Source organism: Akkermansiaceae bacterium (assembly GCA_019634595.1).
Classification (GTDB): Bacteria; Verrucomicrobiota; Verrucomicrobiia; order Verrucomicrobiales; family Akkermansiaceae; genus Luteolibacter.
The window spans coordinates 898694-910983 of the sequence record JAHCBC010000001.1 but is presented as its reverse complement, the minus strand read 5'-3'; the positions used below and the strand labels follow the sequence as shown (position 1 = coordinate 910983).

Below are 12290 nucleotides of genomic sequence, written 5' to 3'. Positions count from 1 at the left end.
TTGATGACGGCACGACCATCAGACCGCTCCGAATTCTGGATCAACTTCGCATGTTTCTTCGTTGCTTTCGGGACTATCGTCGTTTTGTTCGCGTGCCAGATTCCTGCCCGCATTGACTCTCCTGCCAATGTTGCCGTCACTGCATCTGTCTTGTTAATCACGACAACGGTAAGCTTCTTCGCGGCCCGCCATGGCAGCGGCGATCCCGCCCCGTTGCCATATGACTCCCCGTGCAGGATCCGCTTCATTATCTCATTCGTCGTGTTTGGGATTCTTGCCGGGGTCGTGATCCTGAGGATTTTCCATCGGATCGAATCTCCGGCTGTTCTTGGGATTTCGTGGCTTCTGTTTACAACAGCAACAAGCACCTATGCCGCACGCCATGGTGATGATACTTGGTCGGGCGTTCTCGGATTCTTCCGCTGGTGGTGACCTGAAACGTCCTCTGAAGATTGTCCCGATGGAGTTTTCCGGTCTCATCCCCGCGCCACCATTCCCCCATCGCCCTGGTGACGGACACGGAAGGAAACATGATCGGCCTGCACGCGGTCGTCTGAGAAAGCGGACGCGGATGTCCGCGCGTCATCGGCCTTGATCTTCCACCCTTCACGGGCGAAAGATCCCGCCGCATGCCTTTCGATTTCGACACCGTCATTCCCCGCCGCGGCACCGGCAACATCAAGTATGACCGCCGCCCGGAGCTCGATCCGTTCTGGGTCGCGGACATGGATTTCGCTTCGCCGCCGGAAATCCTGGAGGCACTGCACCGCCGGGTGGACCACGGCATCTTCGGCTATGCCCAGGCCCATGAATCCCTGAATGACGCCGTCCTCGGCTACCTGAAGGACCGCCGCGGTGCGGATGCCACCGTCGCGGAGATCGTCCACCTGGGCGGTCTGGTGCCCGCGCTTTCCCTCGCCGCGCGGGCTTTCTGCAAGCCCGGCGAATCAGTGATGACCTGCACGCCCGTCTATCCCCCATTCCTCGGCGTCCACCATGATGCGGACACGAAGCTGATCACCACGGACCATGTCCTGCAGGACGGTGTGTGGACCTTCGACTGGGCGGCGATGGAGGCCGCTGTCCGCCCGGACACGAAGATCTTCATCCTCTGCAATCCGCAGAACCCGCTGGGCCGTGCCTTTTCGAAGGAGGAAATCGGAAAGCTGGCCGCCTTCTGCGAGCTCCATGATCTGGTCCTCATCTCGGATGAAATCCACTGCGACCTCATCTTTGACGAAGCGGCGACGCCCCACTTCTCCGTGCTCAACCTGCCGGAGAAATACCGCGGCCGCGTCATCACCCTGCTGGCCCCCAGCAAGACATGGAACATCGCCGGCCTCGGCTACGCCTTCGCCGTCATCCAGGATGACTCGCTGCGCCGGAGATTCATCGCCGCCCGCGGCCATACCCTCGCGGAAATCAACGCCCTCTCCTACTACGCCGCGGAAGCAGCCTACCGCCACGGAGAGCCATGGAGGCAGGAACTCATGGCCTACCTGAAAGGCAACCGCGACATCCTCGTGGACTTCATCAACAACGAATGCGACGGCCTTTCCATCCTCGCGCCACAGGCGACCTACCTGGCGTGGATCGATGCGAAGCACGCCGGCTATGACAACCCCGCGAACCACTTCGAGAAGAAGGCGGGCCTGTTCCTCTCCGATGGCACGTTCTTCGGCTGGCCCGGCCATTTCCGCTTCAACTTCGGCTGCCCCCGGTCCCGCATGATGGAGGGACTGGAGAAGATCAAGGCGGTCCTCTGAGCCGTTCAGGCGGCGGAGCCGGGGATCCCCCCACTCAGGGTGATCTTCGCCTTCGCCAGCAGATTCCCGCCGGTGTGGATCTCGCCATCCACCTGGATCAGCCCCCCCATCCGGCCCTCCACCACCACCCGAATCTCCAGCGTCTCCCCCGGCACCGCCGCGCCAAGGATCTTGGCCGCTCTCACCGCCGTCAGGCGCAGGTCGGACAACGGCTTTTCCACCGGATCGCTCTGTGCCACCACTCCCCCCAGTTGGGCGATGGCCTCGATGAGGATGACTCCCGGCATCATCGGATGTCCCGGGAAATGCCCCTCCAGAAATGCCTCGTCCCCCTTCAGCCGGTAGATTCCTTCTCCGCGCTTTCCTCCCTCGAGCGTGACCAGTTCATCGACAAAACGGAACGATGGCCCGTGGGGAAGCGAATCAAGGGCGGAGGAAAGAAGGGCGGAGGAAAGCTGGGACATGCGGGAAGCATGCTTTGTGGCCTGCCGTCCCTTGGCAAGGCAGCTCGTAAAAATCATCGACCAGCGCGGTAATTTTTGGTTACGTGCCGGTGTCCAAGCACACCACCCCTCCCCGACTGTTGCACCCTGCGGATCCCAGTGCCATTCCCTCCTTCCGGGCAGAAACAGCCCGGCTACGCCCATTGGCCCGCGTTCCACTGGACTGGCTCGCCATGGCGGGGGCCATCCTCTATTGGGGCATTCTCGGACTGCTGGTGACCGTTGTCTGCGGGACGCTTTCATACATCATGCCACGCGCTGCTGGTGAGCGGTTGGGCCGCCAGGTTCACCACTACATTTTCCATTTCTTCGTGGTTTATCTGAGGGTAACCGGCCTTCTGAAAGTTGATCTCTCTGAATTGGAGAAATTGGGGCGTGTCTCCACCCCCATCATCGTCGCGCCCAACCATGCCTCACTTTGGGATGCCGTCTTCATCATCGCCCGTCTGCCCCAGGCCATCTGCGTGATGAAAAACTCCATCCTCCGGAATCCATTCCTCGGCGGCGGATCCCGGCTCTCCGGCTACATCCCGAATGGCGCCACCTCACGCATGGTCCGTGATGCCGCGGATGCCCTCCAAAGGGGCGGCCAGCTCCTGCTTTTCCCGGAGGGAACCCGCACCCACCCCACCGAGCGTTGGATCAACCCGCTGAAAGGAGGGTGCGCCCTGATTGCCATCCGCGCCAAGGTCCCGGTGTATCCCGTCTTCATCAGGAGCAACAGCCGGTTCCTCCAGAAGGGCTGGCCGCTGTGGAAGCCGCCTGTCTTCCCCATCGGGATCTCCATCAACGTCGGCGAACCACTTCTCCCGCAGGGGGACGAATCCGCCTCCGCATTCACCCGCCGCATGCAACAGGTGTATGAGCAGGAACTTGCAAAATCCCACCCGTTGAGGCGTCAAACCGGTGTTTGATTCATCGCTCACGCTGCCACCGCGCTTGCCCTCCCTGCCCGCTGTGGATAAAGCACCTTCCCACATGGCCGATCCGAGACCGCTCATCCTGATCCCGACTTATAACACCGGCCCCATTCTCCGTGACACCGTTTCCAAGGCCCTGGCCTCCGGCTTTCCACTATGGATCGTCGTTGATGGTTCCACCGACGGTTCCCCCGCCCTGCTGGAGGGGCTTTCCCCTGCTCCCTCGCAGGACTTCCGCATCCTCCGCTTGGAGCGGAACTCCGGAAAAGGCGCCGCCGTTTTCCATGGCCTGAAGGCCGCCATCGAAGCCGGCTACACCCATGTGCTGACCATGGATGCGGACGGCCAGCACCCTGCCACCCATCTGCCGGAGTTCTTCCGCCTGTCGGCGGAGCACCCCGAAGCCGCCGTCTTCGGCAAACCGGTATTCGATTCCTCCGCACCGGCCATCCGGGTCAACGGACGGAAAATCTCCAATTTCTGGGCGAACCTCGAAACCCTCGGCTGGGGCATCGATGATTCCCTGTTCGGGATGCGGCTTTATCCGGCGGCCCGCCTGCTGGAAGTGATGGAATCCACCGCCTTCGCACGCCGTTTCGACTTCGACCCGGAGGTCGCCGTCCGCCTCGCTTGGAGCGGTGTCCCGATCCTCAACCTCGCCACGCCGGTGCGCTACCCCAGCAAGGAGGAAGGAGGGATCTCCCAGTTCCGCTACCTGCGTGACAATACCCTGCTCACCTGGATGCACATGCGCCTGATGGCCGGGTTCCTCTTCCGCCTGCCCCTGCTCATCGCCCGGGGGGCGAATCCCCTCGATCATCTCAATCCACCCAGCGCGTGACCGGCACCCTCGAACGACGCATCGCCGACCTGTTTCCAAGGAAACAGCACCACTACTACGTGCGCTCCAAGCTGCGCACGGATCCGCTCTACACGGCCATCCACCGGGAGCTGGAGGGCACGGATCTGCCCCTGCTGGATCTCGGCTGCGGATTGGGCGTGCTGGCTTTCTATCTGCGGGAAAAAGGCCTCACCTTTCCCATCCACAGCCTCGACTACGACGAACTGAAGATCAAATGCGCGGAGCAGGCGATTCCCGGGTCGGGCTTCTCCGGCCTCACTTTCGCCTTTCATGACGCCCGCAACGGATTGCCGGACCATGCGGGGAATGTGACGATCCTCGACATCCTGCAGTTTTTCACTCCGGAGCAGCAGGAGACGCTGCTCCAGCAGGCGGCCTCCAGCGTCCTGCCCGGCGGGAAACTGGTCATCCGCTCCTGCGTGCGGGATGATTCATGGCGTTTCCGCGTCACCATCCTGGGAGACCTGCTCGCCAAGGTGACTTTCTGGATGAAGGCCGCCCCCACCCACTATCCCACCGCGGAGGACTTTTCGCGGATCCTCTCACCTTTCGGAAAGGTTTCCATCACCCCTCTTTGGGGCGGAACACCTTTCAACAACCATCTCATCGTGCTAAACCGGCAATAAACCGCTCTTTTTTCGAGCGAGTGATTGCACTTCCCTAACAGACTCTCCACCATCACCCCATGGAACTCGACCTTATCGACGTTCAATTCGATCTCCGCTCGATCAAGCCCCGGGAGCTTGAGGAAGCGCTTGAAGATCCATTTGCCGTGCGCTTTCTCCCTGACAGTGAACGGGGCGACGGCTCCTCCCGCTACTACTCCCTCGGCCGCACGGTGGCCGACCGTTATCTTTTCTTCTGTTTCGGCACGGACGGCAAGACCGTCCGTGTGGTCGCCGCCCGCGACATGACCGAAGGAGAACAGAAATTCTACGACCGAAAATACGCGGAATTCCGCTAAAACCCCATCCTGACATGACCCCAATCTCCCGCTGGTCTGATATTCCGGAGTTCCCCGACGAAGCCGCCGAGGCCCAGTTCTGGGCGACCCACGAACTTGACCCGCGCCTCATGTCCACATCCGTCCACGAGGCGGACTCCCGTGAATCCACGACCATCACCCTCCGCTTCGATCCCCGGATGCTGTCCAGAATCAAGCGCATCGCCCGCTCCCGCTTCCTCAACTATCAGTCGATGATGAAGCAGTGGCTCGCGGAACGTCTGGAGGATGAGATGCGCAAGCAGTGACGGAGGATTTCACGGGAATTTCACGCATCATCCCCGTTCCGTTTGTTATCGGGAAAGGGTGATACATCCCCGTCACGTCTTGGTTTTTCCACGCAATCCCTGGTTCTGGTTCGCCTGCTTCGCAGGTTGGTTCGGCATCCTCTGGCTGCTTTCCTCCCGCAGCGGTGACGCCGGCGGCCTGCCGCCCATCCCAGGCATTGATAAGGTGGCGCATTTCGGCTACTTCCTTGGTGGTGGCGGCCTGCTGGCGGCGTTCTTTTTCCGTCTGCGTCCCCACCGGCCGCATTGGCCGCTGATCGTGGCGATGGTATTCGTGGTTCTGGCACTCGTTGGCTGGCTGGACGAGCATCACCAGAGCCATGTTCCGGGAAGAACCGGCAACGATCCCGGCGACTGGCTGGCTGATGTCAGCGGGGCGGTCTGCGGGGCGCTGATATTCCGCCGCCTGCATCACATTCTCCGCTGAAACCCCGTTCATCAGCGGCTTGAAGCGTTCTCATCCTCCGGATCTCCGTTCCCCCGCTTTTCAACTTTCCTCGCCGCAGGCCCGGCATAGGGTGGTGGCAATGAGTGCCAACCAACTCGACCAGCTCAAACAGTTCACCACCGTCGTCGCCGATACCGGCGATTTCGAGTCGATGAAAGCGTACCAACCCCGTGACGCGACCACCAACCCTTCCCTGATCCTGCAGGCCGCGGGAAAAGCGGAATACCGCCACCTGATCGACCAGGCGATCGCGGACGGAAAGGAGTCCGGTCAGGAAGGAGCGGCGCTCATGGAGACCATCCTCGACCGCATCCTCATCCTCTTCGGCCTGGAGATCCTCAAGATCGTCCCTGGCCGGGTTTCCACCGAGGTGGACGCACGTCTTTCCTTCGATACGGAAGGCACCATCGCAAAGGCCCGCCAGCTCATCGCCGCCTATGAGGCGGAGGGCCACGCCCGCAGCCGCATCCTCATCAAGATCGCCTCCACCTGGGAAGGCATCAAGGCCGCCGAGGTGCTGGAGAAGGAAGGCATCCACTGCAACCTCACGCTGCTCTTTTCCTTTGCCCAGGCCGTCGCCTGCGCGGAGGCCGGCGTGCAGCTCATCTCCCCGTTTGTCGGACGGATCCTCGATTGGTACAAGGCCAGCACCGGCAAGGACTACACGGCGGAGGAAGATCCCGGTGTCGTCTCCGTCCGCGAGATCTACACCTACTACAAGAAGTTCGGCTACACCACGGAGGTGATGGGCGCTTCCTTCCGGAACAAAGGGGAAATCCTCGCGCTCGCCGGTTGCGACCTCCTCACCATCGGACCCAGCCTGCTCGCGGAACTCCAGGCATCCACGGAGCCGGTCGAAAAGAAACTCTCCGCCGAAGAAGCCGCCGCTTCCGATGTGGAGCAGATCACCCTGGACGAGAAATCGTTCCGACTGATGTTCAACGAGGACGCCATGGCCGTCGAGAAAACCGCCGATGGCATCCGGAAGTTCGCCGCAGACATCGTGAAACTCGAAAAACTCATCGCCGGTTCCCTCTGAACGGACGGATCAGCGGCATTCCGCCACGGAAAGGCACGCGTCAGCGCGTGCCTTTCTTTTTGTTCCCATGTGAATAAATTCGGCGCAACTTCCCTCTCATCCGGTGGTTGGAAATCCATGCCCAGCGCCGGATTCGCCGCTAGCCCTTTCCTTGCCATCATGGAGGCCGACCGCCCGCCAGCGCCCACCGACGAAAATTCACGCGACATCCTGCTGATGGAGCGCATCGGCGCGGGCGACCACCGCGCATTCCGGGAGCTGGTGGAACGGCACCAGAACGCCGTCGTGGGCACCGTGGCGAAGATGCTGGGGAATCCGTCCGAGGCGGAGGACATCTCCCAGCAGGTATTTCTCCGGGTCTGGCGCCACGCGAAGCGCTACCGGCCTGACGCGAAGTTCACCACCTACCTTTTCACCATCACCCGCAACCTCGTCTTCAACGAATCCAGACGGAAGAAGCGCCGGAAGGAAGTGTCATCCGACGAACGGGAGGACACCTCGCATGCCGGGACGCCGGATGATCCCAGCCGCCAGCCGGATGCCGAGCTGCTCCAGACGGAACTGCGTGCAGCGGTGGACAAAGCCATTTCCGCCCTGCCGGAACAACAGCGCATGGCAGTGGTGCTCCGCCGTTACGAGCAGATGCCCTACGAGGAGATCGCGACGGTGCTGGACCTCTCCGTCTCCGCCGTGAAGAGTCTCCTCTTCCGTGCACGGACCACCTTGAGGGACTCGCTCTCAAAATATCTGGAGCCCTGACCGCGCGATGGTGGCGGCCCGGCGGCGGGCCGCCTCACTCGGCGCTCACGCTGATGCGGAAAAAATAACGCGGGAAGCCGGTGACGTCCACGGCCAAGGTCATATCCGCCCCGGTGCCTTCCCTGGCGCCGGAAATGTCGATCCACGGGTCTTTGAGATCCGGAGAGGCGAGAAACCGGTAGGTGCGGCCCGCGCGGGTGGGAAACGTCACTGAGAAGTTCGGGCCGCTGCGCACACTTTGCTTGATGCGGAAGACGCTCCCCGGGTCCGTGACAAGGGTGCCGGCGATGAACTCATCTCCATTCGCCGCGCCATCGCCATCGTAGTCGGCGGTGGCGGCGTGCTGGTCCTCGGTGGCGGCGGCGGGCAGGGTTTCCCAGATGTAGGCGTTGTAGCCCGCGTTTGTGCCCGCCTCATAGGCGCCGATGTCCGGCAGGCCGACATTGGGAAAGCCGCGCTGGTCCGTGATGCGGGCGGAGGCGGTTCCGCCATTGAGCGCCGGACTGCCCGGACGGAGGGCCATGGTCAGCGTGGGACCGCCGTAGTCACCCAGCGGTGCCAGGAGAGGATCGGCGATGATGGGAGCCGGGCCTGTGGCGGAAAAAACGGTGGGGGGCGTTCCCAGCAGATTCGCCCCGATGTAAAGAAGAGGCTGGCTGGAATTGGAGGAAAGGTTGTCGCCGCCGATGCCAGGGCGGATATTTCCGGCGATCACACAATTCCGCAGCGTGAGGGTGGCACCGAAGATCCCGCCACCTTGGCCGGGATTGCCTCCTGTCCCAGACCGGTTGTCCGCGATCGTGCAGTTGCTGAGATGGAACTTAACGGAGTCCTGCTTGAAAATCGCGCCGCCCCGTCCTCCTCCGTCAGCAGATACACCCGCACCATCTCCGGCACTGTTTCCTGAAAGGGTGCTGTCGATGATGGTCAAGGCTCCACCGCTGGAGATGGCTCCTCCATCCCCTCCTCTGCCGCCTCCGGACCCCATCCGGGTTCCGCCTTGTCCGCCCGTGTTGCCGGACAAGGTGCAGGCGCTGAGGCGGGTGGGACCACCGCAGAAAATGCCACCGCCGGAGCCACCGGAACTGGAGTTGGACGTCCTGGAATTGCCCCCCCGGCCCGAGGTATTGCCGGAGACCGAGCAAACGGAGAGAACAAGCGGACCGGTGCTGGAAATGCCGCCCCCCTTGCCGCCATTCCCTCCATCCACAACGTTGTCCAGACCCATGCCATTGAGTCCGTGGGAGCCACCGTTCCCCGCCCTGTTTCCGGACACTTCGCAGGAGAAGAGGCTCAGCGAACCGGCGCTGCGGATGCCGCCACCGTCTCCACCTGGCTGGCCCGCCGTTGTCGGGGTTCCTGTCGCCCCGTTCGCCGCCTTTCCATTCACGATGCGCAGCGAATGCATCGCCACGGTGGCGGTGGCGGGGATGTCGAACACACGGCTCCGCTGGTCGCCGGAGAGGATCACGGGGCCGGAAAGGTTGGAAGCATCGATGAAAAGCCCTGGCGTGGCGGGAATGGAAAGTTCCACGCCGCCCAGGGTGATGATGGTTCCGCCGGGGAACACACCGGGCAGGAATCCGATGCGGGCTCCGGGAATGCCGGCCGCGGCGGAGATCCTGCCGCGGAGGGAGGCCAGATCACCGGAATCCGTGGCGGAAGCCACCGTCATCAGGGGCCCTGCCTCCACCGCACCGATGTCAGTACGGGAAGATTCGCTGGCGTCACCGTCCACAAACCGCGGGAAGCCCCGGGCATCCGTGCCGCCGGGGTCGCCGGTGCCCGCCGCATCGATGGCTGGGGAGCCGATGAGCGGGTGCATGGTCGGCACGGGACCTCCGAACCAACCCGGCGGGCTCAGCCGGGGGTCCAGCGGGGCGATGGCCGTCCCGACATGGTCGCCGTTGGCATTCGGGCTGCCAGCGGGGAACTGCGCCTCCGCGCCGGTTGGGTTGCCGATGAGATTGGCACCGGAACGGTTGAGGGTGCCGCTGAATTTCCAGACATCATGCCGGGTTTCGCCGGGATCCGCATTTCCGGCGATGATGGAGGAATGGATGCTCACCACCGTGGTGGAACCCACCATGTAAAGGCCACCGCCGCCGCCCTTGCCGGTGTTGCGGGCGATGGTGCAGCGCTCCAGGGCCAGTGTGCCCGCCACGACCGTAATGCCCCCGGTTGCGTTGTTTCTCGTGGAGAGATTTCCCGTCACAGTGCAGTGGGAGAGAGTCCCTGCGGAAGGGCTGTCATACCAGATGACGCTGTCGCCCGCCGTATTCTCCGCAAAGGTGCAGCCGGTGGCCGACAGAACTCCGGAAAAGAGGCCAATCGCCCCACCCGCCATGGTGCTGGCATTTCCCGTGAAGGTGCAGTGATGGAGACGGAGTGTGCCTTCAGCGAAAATGGAGCCGCCGTTGGCCTCGTTGCCATTCCCCCCGGTGAGGGTGAGGCCGCGCAGGGTGAGGGATTTCCCCGTCTCCACATGGAAATGCCGCGAGGCGTTGTTCCCATCGACTGTCAGGCCACCGGCCAGGCTGCTGGCATCGAGGGTGACGGCGGATGGAACGGTGATGTCGCCGCCGGGATGGGTGAGCGTGATGGTCTGCCCGGAGAGGCCGGGCGAGAAGGTGACCAGGCTGCCTGCCGGGGAGTGTTCCACCGCCTCACGCAGCGACACGCCTGCGCCGCCGCCAGCCGCGGGATCCAGCGAGCCGTTGTTCTCGTCCACCGTGGTGGTGACGACGGCGCCAAGGTCATCCCAGGTGGTGCCGACGACGAGATCGTCCCACAGGACGGGAGTGCCGCCGCCACTGGAGAGGCGCACGGCGGTGCTCCAGAAGCCCGCGTTGAAGGAACGTGTCACCAGAGGCGCAGGCTCCGCGGCATTGAAGTCCGGGTTGAGGAACAGACTGGCCGTGCCGGTGGTGCCGTTGCCGAAGTCGAGCTTCGCCACGAGGGTGTAGGTGGTGCCCGGCTGGATCACCGTGCCACCATTCGTGGTGCCCGCTCCGGATTCCCCGATGCCGAATACCGTGCTGCCGACATGCTTGCCGAAGGTGATCCGCTCCGTCCCGAAGTCGAGGGAAGCAAGGCCGATGAACGGGTCAGGCGTGACGCTGGACCCCGTCGTGAAGGTGACACGGTAATAGACGGTATGCTGGCTGAATGAAACCGTGCCGTTGTCGAACGCGCTGATGGCCCCCAGCCCGTCGGCACGTTCGATGTCCACCGTGTCGCCCTCGCCGGGGCCGTTGTATTCGCGTTTCGCGGCGCTGTTCAGAGTGACAAGTCTCCCGGCGGCAACAGCGGGAGCTACCTGCGTGTCGTCCCAATCGGAGATACCCGCCGTGCGCGCCGCCGGAGCACGGTTCCGCCAGTTCCAGAAAGTGCCGCCGCTTTGCCCGGCGATGGGGCCGTCAGGGTAGTCGAACTGGTCGAGGCCGATGACGATGGCATGGACCGGCCCTGCGGCGGTGAAGATCAATGCGATGGCCGGAAAAAGACATGGAAAGCGCATGGCGTGCCGGGGCGTGGGGGCTGAAGGACACCGTCAACCTGTGTCCGTACTGGACAGAATGGCAGTTCCATCCGCATCCGGCGAGCGGATTCTGTTCCATGTCCAGGGCCATCTCATTTCAGGCGATGCCGGAGGAAAACCGTTGGATTACCACCATCGGAGCGCAGCGGAGATGGGCGAACCAGCGTCTGAAGACTAAGCCAAATTGCACTGATTTGAAGAAAGGGAGGAAAAGATATTCTTCCGTTACATTGGCGGATTCTGAATCAGTAAATCAGTGCAATCAGTGGTAATCTTTTCAAATTTCGGATCGAACTCCGAAATGAGAGGCCCTGGTGCCATGTCCAGGGCCTCCGCCGGACGCACCCTCATTACCTGGCGAGGCGGAAAAATTCGGGGCCTGCACCCGTTGTGCCGTGGATCTCCCAGAAGCCGCCATTTTCTCCGGCCGTTGCCGTATGGGACGTCCATGGCCCTCCCGGATGGTCGGCGCGCTCAAGGGTCCAGCCTTCGCTGCCGGCGACTGGCCATGTCAGTGCCAATGCCCCTCCGTTGGTCCGGATCGACAACTGCGGATTGGCGGTCCGCCGGGTGATGACAAGCTCCGGACGGTAACCTTCCACCTCCATGGAGGCGAAGGTCACGTTCAGTGAGGGCGTCATCCGGTCCGTCAGCGGGGCGAGGAAAATGCCATGGTTCGGATAACTGCCGGATGCCCATCCCACCACGGTGGGCGTGAGGTCGTACTCCACCCATTCATTGGCCGAGGATAACAGGACGGGAAAGCTTCCCAGATGCTCCGCGGACTGGAACGTCGGCCACTTCGGGGTGATGGCGGTGACGGACCATGCGACCGCCTGCCGGTGCACATGCACATCCCCAGGGTAGAGCGATCCGTAACTGGGATCCGGCGGGAAGACGAACAACCTCAGCACCGCGGAACCGATCTCCGACGCCGGGAACGGCAGTGATGAGAGATCGAACTGGATGAGCGATTTCTGGGAATGCAGCGTGGGATAGCTCGGCGGGGTCGAACTCACACCGAGCGAAAAGGTGGTGCTGGTGGGGTTGCCGTCGCCGGGATAGGAATAGACGTCCGAGTCCTGCACGGGAGTGAGGATGACCGGTTCCGCGCTGGCAACCGCGACGGCAGCGAATAGGGTGGCGATGATCCGTTTCATGG

Annotated in this window: 13 protein-coding genes; 10 read left to right on the top strand and 3 right to left on the bottom strand. The window is 62.8% G+C overall.

Annotation, left to right across the window (positions count from 1 at the left end; translation table 11 throughout):
* Positions 1-3 precede the first annotated feature (3 nt).
* Positions 4-432, top strand: a complete 429-nt coding sequence (locus tag KF712_03810) for a hypothetical protein (GenBank protein MBX3740093.1) — start codon at positions 4-6, stop codon at positions 430-432.
* A gap of 197 nt (positions 433-629) precedes the next feature.
* Positions 630-1766, top strand: coding sequence for a PatB family C-S lyase (locus KF712_03805; GenBank protein ID MBX3740092.1), 1137 nt, complete (start codon positions 630-632; stop codon positions 1764-1766).
* Between the two features lie 5 nt (positions 1767-1771).
* On the opposite strand, the gene KF712_03800 is transcribed toward KF712_03805, so the two are convergent.
* The gene (locus KF712_03800; GenBank protein MBX3740091.1) at positions 1772-2230 is read right to left on the bottom strand and encodes a beta-hydroxyacyl-ACP dehydratase; all 459 of its coding nucleotides are present in this window, start codon (positions 2228-2230) and stop codon (positions 1772-1774) included.
* Between the two features lie 182 nt (positions 2231-2412).
* Between KF712_03800 and KF712_03795 the strand changes: the two genes are divergently transcribed.
* The 8 genes from KF712_03795 to KF712_03760 all read left to right on the top strand — a co-directional run bounded on the left by KF712_03795 (position 2413) and on the right by KF712_03760 (position 7587).
* Positions 2413-3183: a 1-acyl-sn-glycerol-3-phosphate acyltransferase gene (locus KF712_03795; protein ID MBX3740090.1), complete on the top strand. Its 771-nt coding sequence runs from the start codon at positions 2413-2415 to the stop codon at positions 3181-3183.
* A gap of 64 nt (positions 3184-3247) precedes the next feature.
* A complete protein-coding gene (locus tag KF712_03790; protein ID MBX3740089.1) occupies positions 3248-4030 on the top strand; it encodes a glycosyltransferase family 2 protein in 783 nt (260 codons plus the stop codon).
* A complete protein-coding gene (locus KF712_03785; GenBank protein ID MBX3740088.1) occupies positions 4027-4677 on the top strand; it encodes a class I SAM-dependent methyltransferase in 651 nt (216 codons plus the stop codon). The genes KF712_03790 and KF712_03785 overlap by 4 nt, the downstream gene beginning before the upstream one ends.
* 59 nt (positions 4678-4736) lie before the next feature.
* Complete coding sequence (locus KF712_03780; protein MBX3740087.1) at positions 4737-5015, top strand: BrnT family toxin; 279 nt, start codon at positions 4737-4739, stop codon at positions 5013-5015.
* Positions 5016-5029: 14 nt separating this feature from the next.
* Positions 5030-5302, top strand: a complete 273-nt coding sequence (locus KF712_03775; GenBank protein MBX3740086.1) for a hypothetical protein — start codon at positions 5030-5032, stop codon at positions 5300-5302.
* A 79-nt stretch (positions 5303-5381) separates the two neighbouring features.
* A complete protein-coding gene (locus KF712_03770; protein MBX3740085.1) occupies positions 5382-5768 on the top strand; it encodes a VanZ family protein in 387 nt (128 codons plus the stop codon).
* 100 nt (positions 5769-5868) lie between these two features.
* Positions 5869-6828 carry a transaldolase gene (tal, locus tag KF712_03765; GenBank protein ID MBX3740084.1) on the top strand — a complete coding sequence of 320 codons (960 nt, stop codon included), beginning with the start codon at positions 5869-5871 and terminating at the stop codon, positions 6826-6828.
* Between the two features lie 159 nt (positions 6829-6987).
* Positions 6988-7587: a sigma-70 family RNA polymerase sigma factor gene (locus tag KF712_03760; GenBank protein ID MBX3740083.1), complete on the top strand. Its 600-nt coding sequence runs from the start codon at positions 6988-6990 to the stop codon at positions 7585-7587.
* Positions 7588-7621: 34 nt separating this feature from the next.
* Here KF712_03760 and KF712_03755 read toward each other — a convergent pair whose 3' ends face one another.
* The gene (locus KF712_03755) at positions 7622-11107 is read right to left on the bottom strand and encodes a hypothetical protein (GenBank protein ID MBX3740082.1); all 3486 of its coding nucleotides are present in this window, start codon (positions 11105-11107) and stop codon (positions 7622-7624) included.
* A 371-nt stretch (positions 11108-11478) separates the two neighbouring features.
* Complete coding sequence (locus KF712_03750) at positions 11479-12288, bottom strand: DNRLRE domain-containing protein (GenBank protein MBX3740081.1); 810 nt, start codon at positions 12286-12288, stop codon at positions 11479-11481.
* Between the last annotated feature and the right edge of the window lie 2 nt (positions 12289-12290).